Origin of the sequence: Enterobacter sp. 241F3, assembly GCF_034106785.1 — a bacterium.
Lineage (GTDB): Bacteria > Pseudomonadota > Gammaproteobacteria > Enterobacterales > Enterobacteriaceae > Enterobacter > Enterobacter vonholyi.
This window is the reverse complement of record NZ_JAWNDD010000002.1, coordinates 626157-649855: the sequence shown is the minus strand read 5'-3', so window position 1 is coordinate 649855 and position 23699 is coordinate 626157. Positions and strand designations below refer to the sequence as shown.

Sequence of the window (23699 nt, the reverse complement as noted above, 5' to 3'; positions counted from 1 at the left end):
GGCGGCTTTAGCGCGGTGGTCCCACCTGACCCCATGCCGAACTCAGAAGTGAAACGCCGTAGCGCCGATGGTAGTGTGGGGTCTCCCCATGTGAGAGTAGGGAACTGCCAGACATCAAATAAGTGAGAAGGCCATCCGAAAGGATGGCCTTTTTGCGTTATGATTCTCGTGAAAGCCGTAAGCCCGGTAAGCGCAGCGCTACCGGGCAGAAACTGCTGATTAGTGAATCACCTGCGACAGGAATGCTCGCGTACGCTCTGACTTCGGATGCGCAAAGAACTCATCCGGTGGCGCCTGCTCAACAATCTCCCCACGGTCCATAAAGATCACCCGATCGGCGACGGTTCGCGCAAATCCCATCTCGTGAGTCACACACAGCATGGTCATGCCGGATTGTGCCAGCCCAATCATGGTGTCCAGAACCTCTTTCACCATTTCCGGATCGAGGGCAGATGTCGGTTCATCAAACAGCATAATTTTCGGTTTCATACACAGAGAACGGGCGATAGCCACACGCTGCTGCTGGCCACCCGATATCTGGCCAGGGAACTTATTGGCATGCTCTGCGATGCGCACTCGCTCCAGGTAGTGCATTGCCAACGCCTCGGCTTCCTTTTTCGGCATCTTCCGTACCCAAATCGGTGCAAGCGTACAGTTCTGCAGAACGGTCAGGTGCGGAAACAGATTAAAGTGCTGAAAGACCATACCCACTTCCTGACGCACGCGTTCGATATTGCGGATATCTTCATTCAGCTCGATACCATCAACCACAATGCGTCCTTGCTGATGTTCTTCAAGATGATTAATACAGCGAATGGTTGTGGATTTCCCGGAGCCAGAAGGGCCGCAAAGGACGATGCGTTCTCCCTGCTTTACCTTAAGATTAATGTCCTTCAGGACATGAAACTGTCCGTACCATTTATTCACATTTTCCAGCGTAATCATCGCGTCGGCGGGTGTCATAGTTATTTGGCTCATAATTTCCTCAGTGCGGTGTACGCCCGGTGTTAAAGCGCTTTTCCAGATGCTGGCTGTAGCGCGACATGCTAAAACAAAAGATCCAGTAGATCAGGGCAGCAAAGACATATCCTTCGGTGGACATACCCAGCCAGACAGGGTCAACGGTTGCCTGCTGCACGCTGCTAAAGAGATCGAACAATCCGATGATGATCACCAGGCTGGTATCCTTGAAGAGGGCAATGATCGTGTTGACCAGACCCGGAATAACCAGCTTGAGTGCTTGTGGAAGAATGACCAGTCCCTGCGTTTTCCAGTAACCGAGAGCCAGTGATTCCGCCGCTTCGTACTGCCCTTTAGGCAACGCCTGCAGACCACCACGTACAACTTCAGCGACATAGGCGGACTGGAAGAGAATTACCCCGACCAGGGCACGGATCAGTTTGTCGATTGTTGTACCTTCTGCCATGAATAGCGGCAGCATTACCGACGACATAAAGAGAACGGTAATAAGCGGGACGCCGCGCCAGAACTCAATGAAGATAACGGAGAGCACGCGTACAATCGGCATTTTTGAACGCCGTCCCAGGGCCAGTAAAATCCCCCACGGTAGCGCACCGGCTATCCCCACAGAAGCGATAATCAGCGTCAGCATCAGCCCGCCCCACTGGCGTGTTTCAACGCGTTCCAGCCCAAGGAAACCGCCATACAACAGCACCCAGACAATAATCGGATAAACCACCGCCCAGACGGCAATATAGCGTCCACGGTGAGGCAGCTTGTTCCAGAACATGACTGCGACAGAGAGCAGGCCGATAATCAGCGCCAGATTAATCCGCCAGCGCTGTTCGTGGGGATACAGCCCATACATGAACTGACCGAAGCGTTCATGGATAAACACCCAGCAGGCGCCGGCTTTTGTACAGTCTGCTCGAGTTGAACCGACCCAGTTGGCCTGTAAAAACGCCCAGTTCAGCAGAGGAGGAATCAATTCCCACATGAGCCACAGGCAGACAATCGTCAGCAGGCTGTTACTCCAGCTGGAGAACAGGTTCTTGCGCGCCCAGAGAATGAAACGTCCACCTGTCGAGTTGGCAGGGCGCGAGGAGTGCGACAGTATCGCTTTTGTCATCATAAATCCTTAGCGCTCGACCAGTGCTATACGACGGTTATAGAGGTTCATCAGCAATGAAATCACCAGGCTGATGATGAGATAGACAGACATCGTGATGGCGATGGTTTCAATGGCTTGTCCGGTCTGGTTAAGCACGGTTCCGGCGAAGAGTGACACCATATCCGGATAACCAATAGCGGCGGCCAGCGACGAGTTTTTAACGATGTTGAGATATTGGCTGGTCAGAGGCGGAATGATGACCCGTAAAGCCTGCGGGATAATGACCTGGCGAAGCGTCACGGTATGGGGTAATCCCAGCGAGCGTGCCGCCTCGTGCTGTCCGTAAGGTACGGCCTGGATCCCGGCACGAATAATCTCGGCAATAAACGCGGACGTATAAATCGACAGCGCCAATGTTAGAGCTGCCAGCTCGGGAATTAACACCATTCCACCCTGGAAGTTAAAGCCTCGTAGGTGTGGAACATCCCAGTGCAACGCGGCCCCAAACAGCCAGTGTGCCACCAGCGGCAGGCTAACGAGCAGGATAACTGCCGTGGGCCAGGTTCTGCGAAGCTGACCGGTTTTGATCTGATGCTTGCGGTTAAAACGGAATACCCCGGCAGACAGAGCAAACGCTATCACAATCGCGCCGATAAAAGCGTACAGACCTTCACCCGGCAGCGGAGAAGGGATAGACAACCCACGGTTGCTCAGGAAAAAAAGCTCAAACGCGTCGACGGCCTGACGGGGGCCGGGTAGGTTACGCAATACGGCAAAATACCAAAAGAAGATCTGCAGGAGCGGGGGGATATTGCGGAACGTTTCAATATAAACAGTCGACAGCTTCCGCAGGAGCCAGTTTTCAGAAAGACGCGCCAGGCCAATAAAGAAGCCCAGTATCGAGGCGAAGACGATACAAAGCGCCGATACCAGCAGCGTATTCAGTAAACCGACCACGAACACGCGTCCATACGTGTCACCTTCCTGGTAATCAATAAGATGCTGAACAATGCCAAACCCCGCGCTGCGATCTAAAAACGCGAAACCGGAGGTAATGCCGCGATTATTCAGGTTGGTGATGGTGTTATGGATGAGATACACGGCGATGAGAACAACCGCAACAATAGCAATAATCTGGAATAGCCAGGCGCGGACCGCGGGATGAGAAAAGGATAGCGATCCTTTTACGGCTGAGCGGCGATGGGACATAAGAAACCTCAGTAACCATGACTCTGGAGTGGGCACTGCTGGAGCAGTGCCCGTTACAGCTATGACTTAACGTACTGGTGGTGCGTACTGAATACCGCCGTTGTTCCAGAGATTGTTCTGGCCGCGTTTGATCTTCAGCGGGCTTTCCGATCCCACGTTGCGTTCAAAGATCTCAGAGTAGTTGCCCACCTGTTTGATGATGTTGTAGGCCCACTTGTTATCCAGCTTCAGATCCTTGCCGAAATCACCTTCTGTACCCAGCAGGTGTGCCATATCCGGGTTGGATGGCTTAGCCGCTTTCTCATCCACGTTTTTCGAGTTGATCCCCATCTCTTCTGCGTTCAGCATGGCAAACAGCGTCCAGCGAACAATGGAGAACCAGTCTTCATCGCCACGACGTACCACCGGTCCGAGAGGTTCTTTGGAGATCACTTCAGGCAGAACAATCCATTCAGCCGGGTTGCTCAGCTTAATGCGTAAGGCATACAGCTGTGACTGGTCAGAGGCCAGCGTGTCGCAACGGCCGGATTCCAGCGCTTTAGCCGATTCATCCGAGCGGTCGAATGTCACTGGCGTATATTTCATGTTATTTGCTTTGAAATAATCGGCGACGTTCAGCTCGGTATCGGTGCCCGCCTGGATACAAACGGTGGCCCCATCCAGCTCCTTAGCGCTTTTCAGGCCGGCTTTGTTGTGGGTCAGGAAGCCGATGCCGTCATAATAGGTCACGCCCGTAAATGACATCCCCATGCCTGCATCACGGGATGACGTCCAGGTGGTATTACGGGAGAGCATGTCGACCTCGCCGGACTGCAGTGCCGTAAAGCGTTCTTTCGCCGTCAGCGGGGTGTATTTTACTTTGCTGTCATCACCAAAAACGGCGGCTGCAACGCCACGGCAGACATCCACATCAATACCGGTAAATTTGCCGTTCGCATCGGCATAAGAGAAGCCAGGCAAACCGTCACTGATACCGCATTGAACAAAACCTTTCTTTTTAACGGCATCCAGTGTCGTTCCCGCATGGGCTTGACCGGCTACGGCAAACAACATGCCTGCAGCGGCCAGGCTGGCTATCATCGTCTTTTTCATAATGCATCCTGTGTGGCGAAATTTATCGTTATAGAGGCGTTTTTAAACGCTTTACCTGTCTGTGGCTTTGGCCAACGTTTATAAAGCAAACGTAATGCCAGTTTTGCGTCCGACAAAATTAGAGATGAGTGAACGCTTAATGCTGAGTGTAGACAGGCTTAAATAAAACGAGCGCCCTGAAACGGTGCGAAATTACAACCTGCGCCACAAATTGGAGCAAAAGTTTTGAGTCGCGTCAGGAAAAAGACGAGATAGTTTCTAGCGTGAATATTGGCAGGATATTCAATAATATTAATGTGTGAAAATCATCACAATAGAACCGGTAATTTAAATGAGTATACGAAAAAGATGTGACTGGCTTCAGCCTGAAATGAACAGCGCGAATAAATACGGGGCTATTTTTTTACTTATTTGAAAATAGTGCACTGATTAAAAGCAAAAGCGCGGTCAGAGCCGCGCTTTCTTAACAGCAGTTACTTCGTCAGGGCGACAATACCCAGCGTCAAACCCGCCACTGCGGCAGCACCGCCGGCGATAGCACCCGCAGTTTCCCAGTTATCCTGGGTGGTGCCTTTCATACAGGTATTGGTATGAACCAGTCGGCCCTGGTCATCGTAAACCGGTACACATGGAGAGTCGTGCGCGCAACCAGCAAGCAGCGCAGCGAGGAGTGCAACGGAAATGAATCTTTTCATGATGTTACCTCAGTATTATTTCTCGTCCGCTATAAAGCCAGGAGGGCAATTAACGAACTGGAGGTTATTTTACCACCGGGGTAAGTCCACGTTACACGAGGAATAATCTCAAATTATGTAGTTTGTAAAAATCGTGGAGAAAAGTCGGTTTTAGGACGAATTAATGGAGACATTATGAAGGGATAATAGAGTGTTTTTACTTAATGCAAATCATCGTATTTTTAACATGACTTTTGCTTAATGCCTAATTCATTGTTTATCTTAAAAATAAAAAAGGCACCCGAGGTGCCTTTTTAGGGACATGTTAATCTTTATGACGGGTAAAGCGTCGACGGACAACCACAAAGAAGACGGGCACGAAGAAAATCGCCAGAAGCGTTGCGGAAAGCATCCCCCCCATCACGCCCGTACCGACGGCGTTTTGCGCGCCGCTCCCGGCCCCGGAGCTGATCACCAGCGGCATGACGCCAAGGATAAAAGCCAGGGAAGTCATCAGGATCGGTCGAAGGCGCATCCTTGACGCCTCCAGTGTGGCTTCAATGATGCCTTTACCTTCTTTCTCCATCAGGTCCTTAGCAAATTCGACGATCAAAATGGCGTTTTTCGCCGATAAACCAATCGTCGTCAGCAGGCCGACCTGGAAATAGACGTCATTGTTTAATCCACGCAGCGACGCTGCGAGAAGCGCCCCAATGACCCCCAGCGGCACAACCAGCATAACGGAGAACGGAATGGACCAGCTTTCATACAGCGCTGCCAGACACAGGAACACCACGATCAGTGAAATGGCGTACAGGGCAGGTGCCTGGTTACCCGAAAGCCGCTCCTGATAAGACATCCCCGTCCAGTCATATCCGATACCGGAAGGCAGTTTTGCCGCGAGGCTTTCCATCATAATCATAGCCTCACCGGTACTTTTACCCGGGGCTGACTCACCGAGGATCTCCATAGAGGGCATCCCGTTATAGCGCTCCAGTCGGGGTGAACCATAGACCCAGCGAGCGTTGCTAAAGGCTGAGAAAGGGACCATTTCTCCATTCGCGCTGCGCACGTAAAGGTTGTTAATATCCCCTGGCAACATACGGAATTTTGCGTCGGCCTGTACGTAGACTTTTTTCACGCGCCCATGATCGATAAAGTCGTTCACATAGGTGCCACCTAAGGCCGTTGAAATCGTCTGGTTGACGTCAGAAAGACTGACGCCCAGCGCCTGTGCTTTCTCCTGGTCGACATCCAGCTTGAACTGGGGCGTATCTTCAAGACCGTTAGGACGCACGCTAACCAGCAGATCAGAGTGCTCTTTCACCATGTTAAGCAGTTGGTTACGCGCCTGAGTCAGCTGGGTATGCCCTAGGTTAGCCTGATCGATCAATTCAAAATCGAAGCCCGTAGCGGTACCCAGTTCGATAATTGCAGGCAGGTTAAACGGGAACACGAGGCCATCTTTAATCTGACTGAAGGCTTTAGTCGCGCGACCGACAATCGCCTCAACGCCGTTTTTCTGTCCCGGGCGTTCCTCCCAGGGCTTCAGGCTGACGAAGGCAATGCCGGCGTTCTGACCCTGGCCGCTAAAGCTAAAGCCATTTACGGTAAAGACGGATTGGACGTTCGCCTTCTCTTTGTTCAGGTAATAGTCCTGTACCTGGTCGAGCACCTGTTGAGTACGCGTCTGAGTTGCACCTGCCGGGAGTTGAACCATCGTCATGAACACCCCCTGATCCTCTTCGGGCAGAAAGGAGGTAGGTAAGCGCAGGAAGAGCACCGCCATCCCACCGACGATGATGACGTACACCACCAGATAGCGCCCTGTCTTGCGCAAAATACCGCTCACGCTGTTGCTGTAGTGCTCCACGCTTTTATCAAAGAGCGCATTAAACCAGCTGAAAAAGCCACCTTTTTTCTCACGATGGTCGTCGGATACGGGCTTAAGCAACGTTGCGCAGAGTGCGGGCGTCAGGATTAACGCAACCAGTACGGACAGCGCCATAGCGGACACGATAGTCAGTGAGAACTGGCGATATATTGCTCCAGTCGAGCCGCCAAAAAAGGCCATTGGAATAAAGACCGCCGAGAGCACCATGGCGATCCCCACCAGCGCACCCTGGATCTGCTCCATCGACTTCTGCGTGGCCTCTTTGGGCGGCAGGTTATCCTCGACCATGACGCGTTCAACGTTCTCAACGACCACGATAGCGTCATCGACCAGCAGACCTATCGCCAGCACCATGCCGAACATCGTCAGAGTATTGATGGAGAAACCAAATGCCGCCAGAACCGCGAAGGTACCCAGCAGAACGACCGGCACCGCGATAGTCGGGATGAGCGTTGCCCGCAGGTTTTGCAGGAAGAGGTACATGACCAGGAAGACGAGAATGATTGCTTCAAACAGGGTCTTCACCACTTCGTGGATAGAGATTTTTACAAAAGGCGTGGTGTCATAGGGATAGACAACTTTCAGACCCTGTGGGAAGAACTGCTGCAGTTGCGTCAGCTTGCTCTTAATGGCAGCCGCAGTGTCCAGCGCATTTGCTCCGGTTGCCAGCTTGATCCCGAGACCGGTTGCCGCCTGCCCGTTGATTTTAGTGACCATGTTGTAGTTTTCGCCACCGAGCTCAATGCGAGCCACATCCTTCAGATGAACCATCGAGCCGTCCTGATTCACCTTGAGCGTCACGCGGCCAAATTCCCCCGGTGATTTCAGGCGAGTTTGCGCGATGATCGAGGCATTCAGCTGCTGACCGGGAATGGACGGCGTTCCGCCCAGCTGGCCTGCCGCTATCTGGTCGTTCTGCGTTTTCAACTGGTTGATAATATCCAGCGGCGTCAGCTGGTATTTGTTCATCGCGTTGCTGTCGAGCCAGATGCGCATCGCATACTGAGCACCAAACAGCTGCACGTCGCCAACGCCAGACGTTCGGCTGATGGCATCTTTGACGTTTGAGGCGACGTAATCAGAGATGTCGTTCTGCGTGAGATTTTTGTTGTCAGAAACAAAACCGGCGACCAGCAGGAAGCTGCTGCTGGATTTCTCCACGCCGATCCCTTGCTGCTGCACCTCTTGCGGCAGCAGCGGCATGGCGAGCTGCAGCTTGTTTTGCACTTGTACCTGAGCGATATCCGGATCGGTTCCTGACTCGAAGGTCAGAGTGATGGTGACGTTGCCCGCTGAATCGCTGGTGGATGACATATACATCAGGTTATCGATACCGTTCATGTTCTGTTCGATAACCTGAGTCACGGTATCCTGTACCGTTTGAGCGTCAGCTCCAGGGTAGGTCGCGGATATCGCCACGGCGGGAGGTGCAATGGTTGGGTACTGTGCGACGGGGAGTTTGAGAATGGCCAGCCCGCCAGCAATCATCAAAATGATAGCAAGTACCCAGGCGAAAACCGGTCTCTGAATAAAGAAATTAGCCATGTCGTCGTCCCTTAACCGGCTGGAGTCGTTGTGGTATCCGGCGTGGCGACGACGGTTACCCCCGGTCTGACTTTCTGTAGCCCGCTGACGATCACGCGGTCTCCGTTTTTCAGCCCTTCGGTTACCAGCCAGCGGTCCCCAATCGCCTGAGGCGCAACGATGGTGCGAGACTCAACCTGGTTTTTATCGTTCACCACCATCACGGTGGCTTCGCCTCGCGGCGTGCGGGTCACGCCTTGCTGGGGAACCAGAATCGCATCCGGCTGCGTACCTTCATCAATGCGGGCGCGAACGAACATGCCGGGTAACAGCAGATGTTGAGGGTTCGGGAAAATGGCGCGCAGGGTAATCGAGCCGGTACTTTCGTCCACCGTGACGTCAGAGAACTGCAATCTGCCTTTCAGCGGATAGGGCTGTCCGTTCTCCATCAGTAGCTCAACGCTGCTGGCGTTATCGCCTTTTTGCAGGCTCGTTTGTTTAAGGCGCATAAAATCATTGCTGGACTGGGTGACATCGACATAAATAGGATCGAGCTGCTGGACCGTTGCCAGCGCAGCGGTTTGTCCGTTCGTCACCAGCGCCCCTTCCGTCACGCTGGATTTTCCGATACGACCATCAACCGGAGAGGTTACTTTGGTGTAGGCAAGGTTGATACGCGCGCTTTCAACGCCAGCTTTGGCGGCGACGACGCTGGCATCTGCCTGCTGGGCCGTGGCGACGGCCTGGTCATACTCTTGCTTGCTGACATACTGTGTGCCGACCAGCGGGAGATAACGTTTCACCGTCAGGTGCGCAATGTTGGCCGCCGCCTGGGCCTTCGCCAGCTCGCCTTTCGCGTTATCGTATGCCGCCTGATAGGTTGCAGGATCAATCTGATAAAGCGAATCCCCGGCTTTTACATCGCTACCTTCCGTGAAGTTGCGGCGCAGGATGATACCGCTAACCTGCGGACGAACCTCTGCAACGCGGAACGCATCTGTTCTTCCCGGGAGTTCAGTGGTGACAGCCAGAGGCGCGCTTTGCACAATATGCACGCTGACCTGAGGTGCCTGCAGGTGTTGTTGATTTTCCTGACCATCGCATCCAGTGAGCAGTACCGCGCAGACAATGAAACCGGATAAGGGCAAGCGTCTGAAATGATTCGTCATTACTGTTCCTTTAAATACCCATAAACCGATATATGCCGCGAATCGGTAGCGGGGCAGAGGGATAAAAAATAAAATGTAGCTGCGTATAATAATGAGGGTATTTAATCTTTTTTAATTTATAAGTGCGAATGACCATGCTTGCAGAAAAAATCAGAATCAGACCATGTCCATTCAGGGGTATACTTCATGTATATTAATCAGGTAAGTGAGTTTAATGCTTCTTGTTATTCATGCCGCCAATTTAATTGATTTAATGTATTTGTATTAATTATAAATTAATAGAGGTGACTTTTTTTGTGCAAAATTAAAAAGGATTTTAGTGAATACTTACATTTGCATGAACGCAATGTTACCTTTAAACCTTCTGAGTCACGAGTAGTTGCCTATGGCGCGTAAAAAGAAAGAAGAAGCTCAACAAACCCGGCAGAAACTGATTGAGGCGGCTATCGGACAGTTTGCGACGCGTGGCGTAGCCAGCACGACGCTGACGGATATCGCTGATGCTGCTAAGGTGACGCGCGGCGCTATCTACTGGCACTTCACCAGTAAATCTGAAATATTTAATGCCATCTGGGAACAGCAATTATCCCTTCGCGACATTATCCGCGACAGGCTTCCCCTTTCCGATAGTGACGATCCCTTGTTAAGACTTCGTGAGCAATTTATTACTGCGCTGCAGTATATTGCCCATGAACCCCGGCAATGTGCGCTTTTACAAATTCTGTATCATAAGTGTGAATTTAGCGGTGATATGATTTCAGAGCATGAAATCAGGAAACGTATTGGATTTAATGATGATACGCTCCGTGCCACGCTGGAGACCTGTATTTCGCGGAATATCATTTCGCCAAAGGTGAATGTTGATCTCACCTTGATTGTATTCCACGGGTTTTTTAGCGGAATAATTAAAAACTGGCTAATGAATACCGACAGTTTTAATCTTTATCAGCAGGCCCCCGCCCTGGTTGATAGCATTCTGGCGACACTTCCTGTCATTCGCGTGTCGCCTGATGGTGTTTACTACTCAGCGGCAGGTAACATTTCCCCTCGGGCACAAAGTGCTTCGATGGTTTCCGCGCTGACGGGTTTACCTAACAGATAACCCTGAAGGGTGTTACAGCCTAGCTCGGTCAAAAAGGCCTGCTGCGCTTCGGTTTCTACACCTTCAGCCACGACTTTCAGGTTAAGTGTTTTTGCAAGGGCTACAATCGCTGAGACAATAGTCGCATCCTCACTCTCCCCGCTAAGCTCTTGTACAAACGCCCTGTCGATTTTTAGTTCGCAGGCCGGTAAGCGTTTGAGGTACAGCAGGCTTGAATATCCGGTGCCAAAATCATCAATGGAGGCTTTCACCCCCGCATCCGTCAGCTCTGTCAGCACTCGTACGCTCTCATCCGGGTTGCTCATCGCCGTGGTTTCCGTCACTTCGAGGATCAACAATTCCGGTGGCACCTGGTGAAGTGCCAGGCAGTCGAGAACCGTTTTAACCAGCGAAGGTTGTTCAAACTGCAGTGTCGACAGGTTTACCGCCATTGACCAGCTTTGATGCCCCTGCAGATGCCATTCCCGCAGCTGGCGACAGGCTTCATTAATCACCCAGTTGCCTATGGGGATGATCAGCCCCGTTTTTTCCGCCAGCGGCAGGAAAAGGTCAGGGGTCAGTAACCCCTGCTTAGGATGCTGCCAGCGTAATAACGCCTCGAATCCGAGGACAGGACCCGCGGGGGCGTTGAATTTTGGCTGATAAAGCAGGCGCAGCTCATTGCGCTCGATTGCCATCCACAAATCGTTCATTAACTGGAGATGGGTCTGCGCCAGGGTGTTCATGGAGGGCTGGAAAAAATGGTAACCGTTACGGCCCATATGCTTCGTGTGATACATCGCCGCGTCGGCGTTAAACATCAGCTCACGCTCGGTTTTGCCGTCGTGAGGGTACAGCGCAATACCAATGCTGAGGGTAACCACCAGTTCATAGGGACTGAGATTGAATGGACTATCGATCGCGCGTACCAGCGAATTCGCCAGCGACGCCGCGTCGTCCGGACCTTCTCCCTCTGCCAGCAGAACAAACTCATCACCGCCAATACGTGCAAGGGTGAACTGGCCTTTCAGAAGAAGCAGCAGACGCTGTGTAACGGCGACCAGCAGCCTGTCACCGACATCATGGCCGTAGGCATCATTGATGGCTTTAAAGCCGTCAAGATCCATGAACATCAGGGCAAAATGGGTTCTTTCACGATCGGCTTTGCTGATGGCCTGATCGAGTCTGTCTTCCAGCAGGATACGGTTGGGCAGACGCGTGAGGGTATCGTGTAGAGCCAGTTGAGCGAGTTCCCGGTTAGCTTCTGCAAGCGACGAGGCCAAAAGGGCGGTACGAGCCTGAAGGCGGGCATCCAGCATCGAGACCAGCAGGGTGATCCCAAGAATAGAGAGCGCGACGACGCTGACCAGCACCGCCAGCCAGCTCCCGTTGATACCATCATGGTGAACCATTGTGGACATCGGAAACTGCGCCGCTTTCATCCCGGCATAGTGCATACCGGCAATGGCAATTCCCATCGTGATGGCGGCACCCATGCGCATCAGCACGACCTGCGCGGCTTCGTGGCGCAGGCGGAAGGTCAGCCATAACGCCGCGAGTGAAGCGGCAAGCGCAATCGCGACCGAAATGGCCACCCAGACCTTGTCCCAGATAATCCCGGGCATCACTTCCAGCGCCGCCATACCGGTGTAATGCATTGCAACTATACCGCTTCCCATCACCAACGCTCCGGGCAGCAGTCGGCGCAGGCGTAATTGCTCGCAGCTAACGAGCCATAGCGCAAATAGCGACGACCCCACGGCGATGACCATAGATAACACCGTCAGGGTGGCGTTGTAGCTCATGCTCATGGAGAGGTCCATCGCCAGCATGCCGATAAAATGCATGGCCCACACGCCAATACCCATAGCAATACCGCCGCCAGCCAGCCAGACGCGGGCAGCGACGCCCTCGCTTCCGGCAACGCGTGCAGCCATATTCAATGCGGTATACGCAGCAAGGATGGCAACAACAAAGGAGAGGACGACAAGGATATGGTTGTATTGGCTGACCAGCATGGACGGTTCTACTCGAGTGTGGGGTTACGCTAGAGCGGTTGAGAAGGGCGAGACATTATCACCGTCAGGTAATGGCTCAAAGGGATTTAAATCCCCGTTTTTAGTGGGTAATAACAGGTGATTTGCGCAATCGGACGCTTAGTCGAGCTCTGAGCAGTTCACGAGTTTAAGGGGATTCACGGAGTTCATATTGCGACACTTATCGGTTTCGGTGCTCATCAGTTCAATCCACTGCATCAGGAGTGCATCGAAAATGAGAACGGAGATTGCAAAGACAACCAGCCACCAGTATTTACGAATCATTGTGTCATTCCGCGAGAAGAGCGCCAGTAAGGTGGGGGAAATATACACCAAAATCTGCGGTTTTAAAGCGGGATAAGTGAAGGTTTACAAAGCGTTGACGGACTGAAGCAGGGGAATAAAAAAGGCGCTTCCCCATGCCGAAGAGCGCCTTTTTAAACAAGCATTCAACTGATTAGTATCAGTTCATGCCGTATTTTTTCAGTTTCTTACGCAGAGTACCACGGTTGATACCCATCATCAGCGCAGCGCGGGTTTGGTTACCGCGGGTGTATTGCATCACCATGTCCAACAGTGGCTGTTCAACTTCAGCCAGTACCAGCTCATACAGGTCATTAACATCCTGACCATTCAGTTGAGCAAAATAGTTCTTCAGTGCCTGTTTAACCGAGTCACGCAGGGGTTTTTGAGTTACCTGGTCCTGAGAGTTAACGGTAGAAACGGTCAGTACGTCAGAATTTACGCGTTGTTCGAACATAGTTCTGTCAGCTCTTTATTTCATTACGCAAGATTTTCGAAGTATGCCTCCAACGCCTCCAGCTGTACGCTGGCATCCTCTATGGCGTTGAATGTGCGCCGAAACTGGTCATCTGGAGCGTGCTCCTGGAGATACCAGGAGACGTGTTTACGCGCAATTCGGTACCCTTTTGCATGACCGTAGTGGTCATGCAGTTCCCGAACATGCGAACAAAGCAAGCGCTTAACCTCTGCCAGAGGCAGCGGGGCAAGCAGCTCCCCAGTGTCCAGATAATGCTGGATTTCCCGGAAGATCCAGGGTCTTCCCTGAGCTGCACGTCCTATCATCAGAGCATCAGCTCCCGTATAGTCGAGTACAGCCCTGGCTTTAAGCGGGTCAGTTATGTCGCCATTCGCGATAATCGGAATGGAAACTATCTGCTTAACTGCCCGAATGCTGTCGTATTCAGCTTCGCCGTTGAACAAACAGGCGCGAGTGCGTCCATGAATGGTCAGGGCCTGAATGCCACAGTCTTCGGCCAGTTGGGCAATCTCTACACAGTTACGGTGTTCCGGCGACCAACCCGTGCGAATCTTCAACGTAACAGGAACGTCCACCGCGCTGACAACCGCCGTCAGGATAGCTTTCACCTGGTCGGGGTATTGCAGAAGGGCTGAACCTGCAAGCTTGCGATTCACCTTTTTGGCCGGGCACCCCATATTGATATCAATAATTTGGGCACCACTTTCCACGTTAATTCGCGCGGCATCTGCCATCTCTTCAGGCACGCTTCCGGCAATTTGCACGGTGCGAATACCTGGTTCATCAACGTGCACCATCCGAAGGCGGGATTTATCGCTTTCCCAAACCTGCGGGTTAGACGACATCATCTCGGATACGGTTAAACCGGCTCCCATCTCATAGCACAGCGTCCTGAACGGCCGGTCTGTAATACCTGCCATTGGGGCTGCGATCAGGCGATTTCTAAGCTGGTGGTGTCCGATGCGCATGAGTTAAGAAATGACCATACTGTGACTGCAAGGCGGCGTATATTACGCATTTTTTGCACGAGATGAAAGGCCAAACTTTGAACAATCCACTGTTGTAGATCAAGGAATCGCCGCTCAATCTTTCCGTTAAGAATTATTCACTATTTAAATCATTGTGTTATGCGGTAATGGCTATTTTATGGGCGCTTACAATTTCCCGTAACTTCTCATCATTTCTGAATAAAGGGCTTACCTGAGCGGGATAATCTGCTGTTTTTAGCAGCAGATTTCCCGTCTTCTTTGCGATCTGCGTCGCATTTTAGAACATGATCTTTAGCCTCTGGATGGGCGTTATTCGACCACAACACGCCCATGCAGAGACTGTACCGGACGGTTATTATCGTGATGCATTGTCCCGGTGAATCTGGCAAGTTGTTCTGCAGAAACCGTCAAGGGTTGCTTAAGCACAATCCAGGTGACGCCTTCTGAACACGGCGGGGTGGTCAGTGAACCGCTAAAGCGCCAGTACGTTTTATCTTTCGGCAGCAGTTTGTTCAGGTTGAGATCCTGTTTGATGGAGACGTTCTGCTCGGCCTGCTGAGGCATAACGCGCCACAGTTTTTCAAGCTCCGGGTTTGTGGCCCCTTTATCAAACATGACCGCCACCACCGTCAGTTCCCCGCCGGCATTTTTATGAACCAGATGCATTTCCATCGCGTACCTTTTGCCATGCACGGTATTTTCGCTCGGCGCGTGAAAATGGAACTGTTGTAACGTCCAGGTTTGCTTATCAAGAGTAAGGGTATCGCGGGTGTCAGCCTGTTCACCAGCCTGAATGGTATGGCCATTGTTTGTCAGTGTAACAGGGCCATCAACGTAGTGGGTTTGCAGCGGGGAAAGATGGGCGTTAGCGGTGGAATCAATATTAATCGGAGACTGGTTCATTCCGCTTTGACAGGTCTTGTAGGCCTCGTCCAGCTCGCCCCAGTGTTCCGGTGAACCTTCCCCTTCGTAGTTCCAGTGTGATGCAAATGCTGAAGCCGAGATCATGCTCAGAGCCAGCAGCGCTGCCTTGCCTGTAATGTGTTTCATCATATTCTTCCGGTGAATTTTTGTAATACAAACCAATGTGATTTGTGGGGTTATTTTACCGAAGAATGACCGGGGGAGAGAGGATTATCAAAGGGAGAGAGGCGTGGTCAGATGACCACGCCAGATTCTTATTTTTTACGGCCGGTGATGCGGCACCACTCTTCTTTTTCCACGACCGGATCGAGGGCAAAGAGATCGGCGTAGGCTTCACATACGCTGTCGGCCTGGCTTGCCAGGATACCGGAAAGCCCCAGCAGACCGCCCTCAACGGGCAGCACGCTGATTAGCGGGGCCAGCTCGCGCAGTGGGCCCGCCAGAATGTTTGCGACCACCACGTCGGCTTTCATCGCTTCTGGCTGCGCATCCGGCAAATACAGCTCCAGTCGATCGGAAACGCCATTACGCTCGGCGTTGTCACGGCTGGCCTGAATCGCCTGCGGATCGATATCGATCCCGATAGCTTTTGCCGCGCCCAGCTTCAGGGCAGCAATCGCGAGGATGCCGGATCCACAGCCGAAGTCGATCACTGTCTTACCGTCCAGATCCAGACCATCCAGCCACTGCAGGCACAGGGACGTGGTTGGGTGAGTGCCGGTACCAAACGCCAGGCCCGGATCGAGCATGACGTTAACCGCGTTTTCATCAGGAACCTCGCGCCAGCTCGGGCAGATCCACAGGCGTTTGCCGAACTGCATCGGGTGGAAGTTATCCATCCACTCGCGTTCCCAGTCTTTATCTTCCAGCTGTTCGATTTTATGGGCAAAACCCGCACCCAGCAGAGGATGATTCTCCAGAATCGCGACAACCTCTTTCATGTCGGTTTCGGCATCAAACAGGCCAATAACGTCGGTATCACCCCACAGGCGGGTTTCGCCCGGCAACGGCTCAAAGACCGGCGTGTCATGCGTGTCCTGGAAGGTGATAGAGACCGAACCGGCCTCCATCAGCGCATCGCTCAGTTCCTCGGCGTTAGCGCCGGTTGTGTTCAGTTTTAGTTGGATCCACGGCATGGCAAAACTCTTTATTTATCAGTAGAAATCACAGCGGGCTGTGGGACGGGCTGACCGAAACGGTTTCCCACCACAAACGCCAGTAAACTCAGCAGTAACGAAGGCACAATCGGATGGAAGCCCAGGTACTGAATCTTAAACGTTGCAAGGACGGCGTACAGCACACCGCCGACAATCATGCCGCTCAGCGCGCCCGCAGCGTTTGCACGCTCCCAGTAGAGCCCTAACACCAGCGGCCACAGGAATACCGCTTCAAGCCCACCAAACGCCAGCAGGTTCAGCCAGATGATCATCTCAGGCGGGCGCCATGCGGCTAACAGCAGCAATGCCCCTAACGCCAGAGTAATAATGGCCGACATGTGCTTCAGGCGCCGTTCATTCTCTGCCTGCTCAGGACGCAGGTTCAGATAGAGATCTTTAATGATCGTAGCGGAACTTTGCAGCAGCTGAGCGTTGATTGTCGACATAATGGCGGCCATCGGGGCGGCGAGGAAGATCCCGGCGGCAAATGGCGGCAGCACTTTAACCATCAGGGTTGGGATAACCAGATCGGGTACGGTAAGGTCAGGAATAACTGCTCGACCTAACGCGCCCGCCAGGTGCATACCAAACATCAGGATCGCAACCACGATAGTGCCGATAATGATACCTCTGTGCACGGCTTTGCTGTCTTTGTAAGAGATACAGCGCACGGCGGTATGCGGCAGGCCAATCACTCCAAAGCACACCAACACCCAGAACGAGGTCATAAAGGTTGGCGAAAGGATGTCATCTGCGCCCTGCGGAGAGACCAGTTTCGGGTCGATGGTTTCCAGCGTTTCGACTGCGTGGCTCAGGCCACCAGCAGCATGCACAATGCCCACCAGCAGAACAATGGTGCCAACAAGCATCACCAATCCCTGCATCGTATCGTTCAGCACGCTGGCGCGGAATCCGCCGAACGCGGTATACAGCGCAATGCTGACTCCGAAGATGATCAAGCCTGTCTCGTAGGGGATCCCGGCCGCCGTTTCCAGCAGGCGTGCCCCGCCGATAAACTGCACCGTCATTGCGCCAATAAAGGCCACCAGCAGGCTTATGCTGGCCAGCCACACCAGTAAACGGCTCTGATAGCGGGCAAAAAGCATATCGTTGAGCGTCACGGCATTATAACGGCGCGCCAGAATGGCAAATTTTTTGCCCAGTATGCCCAGTGAGAGCCAGACGGCTGGAAGCTGGATCATCGCCAGAAGCACCCAGCCTAACCCGTATTTATAGGCTGCTCCGGGTCCGCCGATAAACGAACTGGCACTGATGTAGGTCGCGGTAAGCGTCATGGCCAGCACGACGCCGCCCATCGAGCGGCTACCAAGAAAATACTCGTTCAGGAAGGTGCCCGTCGTTCTTTTACGCATGGCGTAAACGGACAAACCAAACACCACTAACAAGTAAGCGATAAGCGGCAGAATGACTTCAAGCTGCATCATCGTCCTCCAGCGGGATATCGCGATAGATGAATTTCACCATTGCCCAGCACAGCAGGATGAAGACCAGCGGTACCAGCAGGCACGCCATTTCGAACCAGTGCGGCAGGCCGGTGATGCCAATAGCGGAGTCAGGTAAGTAAGCAGTTACCAACCATGCTGCGAGATAGAGAAGGGTCAGCCACAGCGCCCAGCGCGCTTCTTTATGGGCCTGAACAAAACGTTTGTCCATTTATTGTCCCTTGTGGATGAAGAAAGCGGGGATTGTACATGATGAGCCTTTCCAGGCCCCAGAAATAAAAAAGGCCGGATAATCCGGCCTTTTAGCAACACAGGTCTCTTACTTCTCGTTCAGACCGAGTTTTTTCTCCAGATAGTGGATGTTAGTTCCACCATTCTGGAAGTGCTCGTCGCTCATGATGCGCATCTGCAGATCAACGTTGGTTTTGATACCGTCGATGATCAGCTCCTGCAGGGCATTCTTCATGCGGGCAATCGCCACGTCACGATTTTCGCCGTAGCAGATGAGCTTGCCGATCATTGAGTCATAGTACGGCGGTACGGTGTAACCGGCGTAGATATGAGACTCCCAGCGCACGCCAAAGCCACCCGGCGCATGGAAACGCGTGATTTTGCCCGGGCTTGGCAGGAAGGTGTTCGGGTCTTCGGCGTTGATACGGCATTCTACCGCATGGCCTTTCACCACAACTTCTTCCTGCTTGATGGAAAGCGGCTGGCCTGCAGCGATACGCAGCTGCTCTTTGATCAGGTCAACGCCGGTGATCATTTCGGTAACCGGATGCTCAACCTGAATACGGGTGTTCATTTCGATGAAATAGAACTCGCCGTTCTCGAACAGGAACTCAAAGGTACCCGCTCCACGATAGCCGATATCGACACACGCTTTAGCGCAACGCTCGCCGATGTAGCGACGCAGTTCCGGGGTAATGCCCGGCGCTGGTGCTTCTTCGACCACTTTCTGGTGACGACGCTGCATGGAGCAGTCACGTTCTGCCAGATAGATTGCGTTGCCCTGACCGTCAGCCAGCACCTGAATTTCGATGTGGCGTGGGTTTTCCAGGTATTTTTCCATGTACACCATGTCATTGCTGAAAGCGGCTTTCGCTTCTGCTTTGGTCATGGAGATGGACTGCGCCAGTTCAGCATCGCTACGCACAACGCGCATACCGCGACCGCCGCCGCCGCCGGACGCCTTGATGATAACCGGATAGCCAATGCGTTTAGCATGAGCACGGTTAGCATCCATGTCGTCGGTCAGAGGGCCGTCAGAGCCTGGTACGGTTGGAACACCGGCTTTTTTCATCGCGGTGATTGCAGACACTTTGTCGCCCATCAGGCGGATGGTGTCGGCTTTCGGGCCGATGAAGATGAAGCCAGAGCGTTCAACCTGCTCAGCAAAGTTGGCGTTCTCAGAGAGGAAGCCATAACCCGGATGAATTGCCACCGCGCCGGTGATTTCAGCGGCGCTGATGATAGCCGGGATGTTTAGATAGCTTTTTACGGACGGAGCCGGGCCAATACAGACCGTCTCATCCGCCAGCAATACGTGTTTTAAATCGCGATCCGCGCTTGAGTGCACAGCGACGGTCTTGATGCCCAGTTCTTTACAGGCACGAAGAATACGCAGTGCGATCTCGCCGCGGTTGGCGATAACAATTTTATCCAGCATGTACGCCTCGTTACTCGATGACGACCAGCGGCTCGTCAAATTCAACCGGCTGACCACTTTCGACCAGAATCGCTTTCACAGTACCTGATTTGTCTGCTTCGATCTGGTTCATCATTTTCATCGCTTCAACGATGCACAGGGTATCGCCGACGTTGACTTTCTGACCCACTTCGATGAACGCCTTCGCGTCAGGGCTCGGGGTGCGGTAGAAAGTACCAACCATTGGGGAACGTACGATGTGACCACTGATTTCTGCTGCAGCGGCAGGTGCGGCTTCAGCTGCTGGTGCAACGGCTGCGGAGAGCGCAGGCTGCTGCACTGGCGCAGCATAAGCCTGCTGCATTACCGGGAAGCTAGCGGCTGGGGCTGCACGGCTGATGCGTACAGACTCTTCGCCTTCAGAAATTTCCAGTTCGGAGATGCCTGATTCTTCAACCAGCTCGATCAGTTTTTTAATCTTACGAATATCCATGAGTGGGTTCCGTACTCTTGTTTAGTGTGATTGTGACAAGCGTTTTACCGCTGTCTGTAAAGCGTATAAATAGCCGTCTGCGCCCAGTCCACAGATAACGCCAGCAGCGATATCCGACAGATACGAATGGTGGCGGAACGGCTCTCGTGCGTGCACGTTACTCAGGTGGATCTCGATAAACGGGATACTCACTGCGAGAAGTGCGTCGCGGATAGCAACACTGGTGTGCGTAAACGCGGCCGGATTGATCAGGATATAGTCCACATTGTCTTTAGCCTGATGAATACGGTCGATGAGTGCGTACTCCGCATTCGACTGAAAATGATCCAAATCCACATTCAGCGACGCTGCCTCCGTTCCAAGACGGTTAACAATTTCACTCAATGTCAGCGTGCCGTACTTCTCTGGCTCACGGGTGCCGAGCATGTTCAGGTTCGGTCCGTTCAAAACTAAGATATGGAACTTATCAGTCATTATGCCGCTATCTCCTGCGATTTTCGGGTAAAAAACAAAATATACCTTCGAAACGCAAATGTCACCTTTTCAGAGGCTTAAAACCGCTGTCGGGCGAACCAAGGTCGCACATTATAACGATTTCGTAGCATTTAGCAGCTAAATACTGGTCTTATCAGGGAAGATTATCAACCGCTATCCGAAAAAGATTTGCGGTTGACCGGTAATCTGCGGGAAAACGCACAGTTTCGCGAACTATCGCAACCACTGGCGGAACTTCTTGTAACGCCATGCTAAAAGCGCCACGGCGGCCAGTGCGTACAGGACCGGCTGCGGGGAGAGGATCTTCACCGACCACAGGTAATGAATGGGAGCGAGGATCGCGACAAGATAGACGAAGTTGTGCAGCAGCTGCCAGCGCCTGCCCAGTTTTCGCTGTGCATATTGCGTGGAGGTTAGCGCTAACGCCAGTAAAACCACCCAGCTCACGATGCCCAGCGTCAGATAAGGGCGTGTCACCAGTTCGCGGCCAAGCAGCGCCAGATTGTTAATTCCCAGTTCCAGCAGGGCATAGCTGGTAAGGTGCAGCGTTGCCCAGGCAAAACACCATAGCCCTAACAGCCGACGGGTGCGTATCAATAAGGGCTGTTTAGCGTAGCGCGCCAGCGGCGAGACGAGCAAGGTGGTCAGCAAAAATTTCAGAGCCATCCGACCGGTAAAATGCTGGATATCCTTGGCCGGGTCTGCGCTAAAGAGCCCCTGACTGGCGGCCCAGAACAGCCAAATAAAAGGAAGTACCCCGGCCAGGTGCAGCAGCACTTTCAGCCAGGTAATCTGTTTTGCCGTTAGACGCACTCAGAAGTTCTCCCGTAAGTTGAGACCACGATAAAGCGAGGCCACTTCATCCGCATAACCATTAAACAGCAGCGTCGGCTGGCGCTTCACGTCCAGCGCACCGCCGGAACCAATAAACCGCTCGGTCGCTTGCGACCAGCGCGGATGATCCACATGCGGGTTCACGTTGGCGAAGAAACCGTATTCGTCCGGGGCCGCCAGATTCCAGGTGGTTGGCGGCCGCTCACGGGTAAGCTTAATGCTGACGATAGATTTAATCCCTTTGAAGCCATATTTCCACGGTACGGTTAAACGGATGGGGGCACCGTTCTGCGGCGGAAGCGCCTTACCGTAAACGCCGACGGTCAGCAGGGTGAGGGGGTGCATAGCTTCGTCGAGACGTAACCCTTCTACATACGGATAATCAAGCCCGCCGCCGATAAACCGATCTTTCTGCCCGGGCATTTCGTCCGGCGCATAGCGCGTCTGGAAGGCGACATATTTTGCATTGCTGGTGGGCTCAACCATCGCCAGCAATTTATGCAGCGGGAAGCCGACCCAGGGCACAACCATCGACCAGGCTTCCACGCAGCGCATGCGATATATACGCTCTTCGAGCGGGAAACGGGTGGTGAGATCGTGGTGGTCCAGCGTCAGGGGTTTCGCCACTTCGCCATCAATCTTCAGCGTCCACGGATCGGTTTTGAGGCTTCCCGCGTTGGCGGCAGGATCGGCCTTGTCTAGACCAAATTCGTAGAAGTTGTTGTAGCCGGTGACTTTATCTTCCGGCGTAAGCGTCAGTTTGTTTTGCCATTCAGCTGGTTTCGTAAAGGTGAGCGGGGCGCCGGAAGGAGCCTTTGGCCGATCGTTGCCTTTAAACCAGTCGAGCAGGTCGGCGTGAGCCGAAGGCGAGAGCGAGAGCGCGGTGGCGCTGATGCCAAGCATTTTCAGGATCTGGCGGCGCTGTAGCATAAAGACAGACTCAGACGTTACGTCGGCTTCCGTCAGTTTTCGGTTTTTCATGGCATCCTCCGTCATGCGTTTTCCTAAGCATGACGGAGGAGAGTGATTCGCGCGAATATGTCACGAAAATTTGAAGATTAGGCGATTTTCACCAGCGCGCGACCGTGGAACTGGTTATCCATGATCTTAGAGGCATATTCCGGCGCCTGGCTCAGGTTTATCTCCGTCGCGCTCTGGGTATAGAAAGATTCCGGCAGATCGCGCACCAGCCGTTCCCAGGCTTCATGGCGACGAGCCGCAGGGGTCATCACGGAATCCACGCCCTGCAGGCGGACGTTACGCAGAATAAACGGCATCACGGTGGTTGGCAGGGCAAATCCGCCCGCCAGACCGCAGGCTGCCACGCAGCCGCCGTAGTTCATCTGCGCCAGGACTTTTGCCAGCACCTTATCACCTACGGTATCCACAGCCCCTGCCCAGACCTGTTTTTCCAGCGGACGGGTTTCAGCGAATTCGTCACGGCTGAGAATGCGGTTTGCACCGAGCTGGCGCAGATAGTCATGGGTGCTTTCACGGCCGGAAACCGCAGCGACCTGATAGCCCAGCTTGTGGAGCAGCGTGACAGCCGTGCTGCCCACGCCGCCGCTGGCGCCGGTGACGACAATGTCACCCGACTCAGGGCGGATACCCGCATCTTCCAGCGCCATCACGCACAGCATGGCGGTAAAGCCTGCTGTACCGACGATCATCGCCTTGCGGCCATCCATGCCTTTCGGCATCGGCACCAGCCAGTCGCCCTTCACGCGCGCCTGCGTGGCCAGCCCACCCCAGTGATTTTCACCCACACCCCAGCCGGTGAGCAGCACCTGCTGGCCCGGATGGAAGCGCGGATCCTCGCTGGTATGAACCCGGCCCGCGAAATCAATACCAGGCACCATAGGGAAATTTCGGATGATTTTACCCTTACCTGTAATAGCCAGCGCATCTTTATAATTTAAACTGGACCAGTCGATGTCGACGGTTACTTCGCCTTCCGGCAGGCGGCTCTCTTCTACCGGCTGCACTGAGGCGAGCGTTTTGCCGTCCTGCTGTTCTAAGATCAAAGCCTGCATACGGGGTCCTCTCAACTCATATGATTGGAAAATAATTTCTGAAGACTATACTCGCTCAGGGAAACGCAGTGCCGATTTAACGCAATAAATTGCCAGATACACCCGATTTGGTAGTATGCCGCATTTGAAATG

At 53.2% G+C, this 23699-nt stretch carries 22 protein-coding genes and 1 rRNA gene; 2 read left to right on the top strand and 21 right to left on the bottom strand.

What is annotated here, in order from left to right:
- Window positions 1–113, top strand: a 5S ribosomal RNA gene (gene rrf / locus UR504_RS10425); the annotation flags it as partial.
- Between the two features lie 106 nt (window positions 114–219).
- Here rrf and UR504_RS10420 read toward each other — a convergent pair.
- The 7 genes from UR504_RS10420 to UR504_RS10390 all read right to left on the bottom strand — a co-directional run bounded on the left by UR504_RS10420 (window position 220) and on the right by UR504_RS10390 (window position 9633).
- Window positions 220–978 (bottom strand): amino acid ABC transporter ATP-binding protein, encoded by a 759-nt coding sequence (locus UR504_RS10420; RefSeq protein ID WP_014171880.1) that lies wholly within the window; start codon window positions 976–978, stop codon window positions 220–222.
- Window positions 979–985: 7 nt separating this feature from the next.
- Window positions 986–2089, bottom strand: a complete 1104-nt coding sequence (locus UR504_RS10415) for an amino acid ABC transporter permease (RefSeq protein ID WP_302236984.1) — start codon at window positions 2087–2089, stop codon at window positions 986–988.
- Window positions 2090–2098: 9 nt separating this feature from the next.
- Window positions 2099–3280, bottom strand: a complete 1182-nt coding sequence (locus UR504_RS10410) for an amino acid ABC transporter permease (RefSeq protein ID WP_111965007.1) — start codon at window positions 3278–3280, stop codon at window positions 2099–2101.
- Between the two features lie 66 nt (window positions 3281–3346).
- Window positions 3347–4372: an amino acid ABC transporter substrate-binding protein gene (locus tag UR504_RS10405; RefSeq protein ID WP_024906309.1), complete on the bottom strand. Its 1026-nt coding sequence runs from the start codon at window positions 4370–4372 to the stop codon at window positions 3347–3349.
- 473 nt (window positions 4373–4845) lie between these two features.
- Window positions 4846–5067, bottom strand: coding sequence for a lipoprotein (locus tag UR504_RS10400; protein WP_008502867.1), 222 nt, complete (start codon window positions 5065–5067; stop codon window positions 4846–4848).
- A 304-nt stretch (window positions 5068–5371) separates the two neighbouring features.
- Complete coding sequence (locus UR504_RS10395) at window positions 5372–8485, bottom strand: efflux RND transporter permease subunit (RefSeq protein ID WP_302236981.1); 3114 nt, start codon at window positions 8483–8485, stop codon at window positions 5372–5374.
- 11 nt (window positions 8486–8496) lie between these two features.
- Entirely contained in the window at window positions 8497–9633 is a 1137-nt protein-coding gene (locus UR504_RS10390) for an efflux RND transporter periplasmic adaptor subunit (RefSeq protein WP_147301719.1), read from the bottom strand.
- Window positions 9634–10018: 385 nt separating this feature from the next.
- Here UR504_RS10390 and envR point away from each other — a divergent pair, with 385 nt between their 5' ends.
- Window positions 10019–10735: an acrEF/envCD operon transcriptional regulator gene (envR, locus tag UR504_RS10385; RefSeq protein ID WP_302236978.1), complete on the top strand. Its 717-nt coding sequence runs from the start codon at window positions 10019–10021 to the stop codon at window positions 10733–10735.
- Here the strand turns inward: envR and UR504_RS10380 are convergent.
- The 14 genes from UR504_RS10380 to UR504_RS10315 form a co-directional block, all read right to left on the bottom strand.
- Window positions 10654–12732: a putative bifunctional diguanylate cyclase/phosphodiesterase gene (locus UR504_RS10380; protein WP_115876377.1), complete on the bottom strand. Its 2079-nt coding sequence runs from the start codon at window positions 12730–12732 to the stop codon at window positions 10654–10656. The two genes, envR and UR504_RS10380, sit on opposite strands and share 82 nt — an antisense overlap.
- Before the next feature lie 138 nt (window positions 12733–12870).
- Window positions 12871–13035 carry a DUF2556 family protein gene (locus tag UR504_RS10375; RefSeq protein ID WP_008502862.1) on the bottom strand — a complete coding sequence of 55 codons (165 nt, stop codon included), beginning with the start codon at window positions 13033–13035 and terminating at the stop codon, window positions 12871–12873.
- A gap of 178 nt (window positions 13036–13213) precedes the next feature.
- Window positions 13214–13510, bottom strand: a complete 297-nt coding sequence (fis, locus tag UR504_RS10370) for a DNA-binding transcriptional regulator Fis (RefSeq protein WP_000462905.1) — start codon at window positions 13508–13510, stop codon at window positions 13214–13216.
- A gap of 23 nt (window positions 13511–13533) precedes the next feature.
- On the bottom strand, window positions 13534–14499 hold the full coding sequence (gene dusB / locus UR504_RS10365) for a tRNA dihydrouridine synthase DusB (RefSeq protein WP_115876376.1): 966 nt from the start codon (window positions 14497–14499) through the stop codon (window positions 13534–13536).
- A 330-nt stretch (window positions 14500–14829) separates the two neighbouring features.
- Window positions 14830–15570, bottom strand: a complete 741-nt coding sequence (locus UR504_RS10360) for a carbonic anhydrase (RefSeq protein WP_136195210.1) — start codon at window positions 15568–15570, stop codon at window positions 14830–14832.
- A gap of 128 nt (window positions 15571–15698) precedes the next feature.
- Entirely contained in the window at window positions 15699–16580 is an 882-nt protein-coding gene (prmA, locus tag UR504_RS10355; protein WP_008502859.1) for a 50S ribosomal protein L11 methyltransferase, read from the bottom strand.
- Window positions 16581–16591: 11 nt separating this feature from the next.
- Window positions 16592–18043, bottom strand: coding sequence for a sodium/pantothenate symporter (panF, locus tag UR504_RS10350; protein ID WP_302237003.1), 1452 nt, complete (start codon window positions 18041–18043; stop codon window positions 16592–16594).
- Entirely contained in the window at window positions 18033–18275 is a 243-nt protein-coding gene (locus UR504_RS10345) for a YhdT family protein (RefSeq protein WP_006178860.1), read from the bottom strand. The genes panF and UR504_RS10345 overlap by 11 nt, the downstream gene beginning before the upstream one ends.
- A gap of 108 nt (window positions 18276–18383) precedes the next feature.
- Window positions 18384–19733, bottom strand: coding sequence for an acetyl-CoA carboxylase biotin carboxylase subunit (accC, locus tag UR504_RS10340; RefSeq protein ID WP_003860388.1), 1350 nt, complete (start codon window positions 19731–19733; stop codon window positions 18384–18386).
- A 10-nt stretch (window positions 19734–19743) separates the two neighbouring features.
- Complete coding sequence (accB, locus tag UR504_RS10335; protein ID WP_010436174.1) at window positions 19744–20205, bottom strand: acetyl-CoA carboxylase biotin carboxyl carrier protein; 462 nt, start codon at window positions 20203–20205, stop codon at window positions 19744–19746.
- A 21-nt stretch (window positions 20206–20226) separates the two neighbouring features.
- Window positions 20227–20679, bottom strand: coding sequence for a type II 3-dehydroquinate dehydratase (gene aroQ, locus UR504_RS10330; RefSeq protein WP_302236968.1), 453 nt, complete (start codon window positions 20677–20679; stop codon window positions 20227–20229).
- Between the two features lie 234 nt (window positions 20680–20913).
- Window positions 20914–21513, bottom strand: a complete 600-nt coding sequence (msrQ, locus tag UR504_RS10325; protein ID WP_302236966.1) for a protein-methionine-sulfoxide reductase heme-binding subunit MsrQ — start codon at window positions 21511–21513, stop codon at window positions 20914–20916.
- Window positions 21514–22515: a protein-methionine-sulfoxide reductase catalytic subunit MsrP gene (msrP, locus tag UR504_RS10320; protein ID WP_111964997.1), complete on the bottom strand. Its 1002-nt coding sequence runs from the start codon at window positions 22513–22515 to the stop codon at window positions 21514–21516.
- A 77-nt stretch (window positions 22516–22592) separates the two neighbouring features.
- Complete coding sequence (locus tag UR504_RS10315; RefSeq protein WP_149367556.1) at window positions 22593–23567, bottom strand: MDR family oxidoreductase; 975 nt, start codon at window positions 23565–23567, stop codon at window positions 22593–22595.
- Between the last annotated feature and the right edge of the window lie 132 nt (window positions 23568–23699).

What these genes read in the sequence shown, in the direction of transcription:
- UR504_RS10420 (WP_014171880.1), bottom strand. Translation starts at nt 978, where the DNA reads ATGAGCCAAATAACTATGACACCCGCCGACGCGATGATTACGCTGGAA.
- UR504_RS10415 (WP_302236984.1), bottom strand. Translation starts at nt 2,089, where the DNA reads ATGACAAAAGCGATACTGTCGCACTCCTCGCGCCCTGCCAACTCGACA.
- UR504_RS10410 (WP_111965007.1), bottom strand. Translation starts at nt 3,280, where the DNA reads ATGTCCCATCGCCGCTCAGCCGTAAAAGGATCGCTATCCTTTTCTCAT.
- UR504_RS10405 (WP_024906309.1), bottom strand. Translation starts at nt 4,372, where the DNA reads ATGAAAAAGACGATGATAGCCAGCCTGGCCGCTGCAGGCATGTTGTTT.
- UR504_RS10400 (WP_008502867.1), bottom strand. Translation starts at nt 5,067, where the DNA reads ATGAAAAGATTCATTTCCGTTGCACTCCTCGCTGCGCTGCTTGCTGGT.
- UR504_RS10395 (WP_302236981.1), bottom strand. Translation starts at nt 8,485, where the DNA reads ATGGCTAATTTCTTTATTCAGAGACCGGTTTTCGCCTGGGTACTTGCT.
- UR504_RS10390 (WP_147301719.1), bottom strand. Translation starts at nt 9,633, where the DNA reads ATGACGAATCATTTCAGACGCTTGCCCTTATCCGGTTTCATTGTCTGC.
- envR (WP_302236978.1), top strand. Translation starts at nt 10,019, where the DNA reads ATGGCGCGTAAAAAGAAAGAAGAAGCTCAACAAACCCGGCAGAAACTG.
- UR504_RS10380 (WP_115876377.1), bottom strand. Translation starts at nt 12,732, where the DNA reads ATGCTGGTCAGCCAATACAACCATATCCTTGTCGTCCTCTCCTTTGTT.
- UR504_RS10375 (WP_008502862.1), bottom strand. Translation starts at nt 13,035, where the DNA reads ATGATTCGTAAATACTGGTGGCTGGTTGTCTTTGCAATCTCCGTTCTC.
- fis (WP_000462905.1), bottom strand. Translation starts at nt 13,510, where the DNA reads ATGTTCGAACAACGCGTAAATTCTGACGTACTGACCGTTTCTACCGTT.
- dusB (WP_115876376.1), bottom strand. Translation starts at nt 14,499, where the DNA reads ATGCGCATCGGACACCACCAGCTTAGAAATCGCCTGATCGCAGCCCCA.
- UR504_RS10360 (WP_136195210.1), bottom strand. Translation starts at nt 15,570, where the DNA reads ATGAAACACATTACAGGCAAGGCAGCGCTGCTGGCTCTGAGCATGATC.
- prmA (WP_008502859.1), bottom strand. Translation starts at nt 16,580, where the DNA reads ATGCCGTGGATCCAACTAAAACTGAACACAACCGGCGCTAACGCCGAG.
- panF (WP_302237003.1), bottom strand. Translation starts at nt 18,043, where the DNA reads ATGCAGCTTGAAGTCATTCTGCCGCTTATCGCTTACTTGTTAGTGGTG.
- UR504_RS10345 (WP_006178860.1), bottom strand. Translation starts at nt 18,275, where the DNA reads ATGGACAAACGTTTTGTTCAGGCCCATAAAGAAGCGCGCTGGGCGCTG.
- accC (WP_003860388.1), bottom strand. Translation starts at nt 19,733, where the DNA reads ATGCTGGATAAAATTGTTATCGCCAACCGCGGCGAGATCGCACTGCGT.
- accB (WP_010436174.1), bottom strand. Translation starts at nt 20,205, where the DNA reads ATGGATATTCGTAAGATTAAAAAACTGATCGAGCTGGTTGAAGAATCA.
- aroQ (WP_302236968.1), bottom strand. Translation starts at nt 20,679, where the DNA reads ATGACTGATAAGTTCCATATCTTAGTTTTGAACGGACCGAACCTGAAC.
- msrP (WP_111964997.1), bottom strand. Translation starts at nt 22,515, where the DNA reads ATGAAAAACCGAAAACTGACGGAAGCCGACGTAACGTCTGAGTCTGTC.
- UR504_RS10315 (WP_149367556.1), bottom strand. Translation starts at nt 23,567, where the DNA reads ATGCAGGCTTTGATCTTAGAACAGCAGGACGGCAAAACGCTCGCCTCA.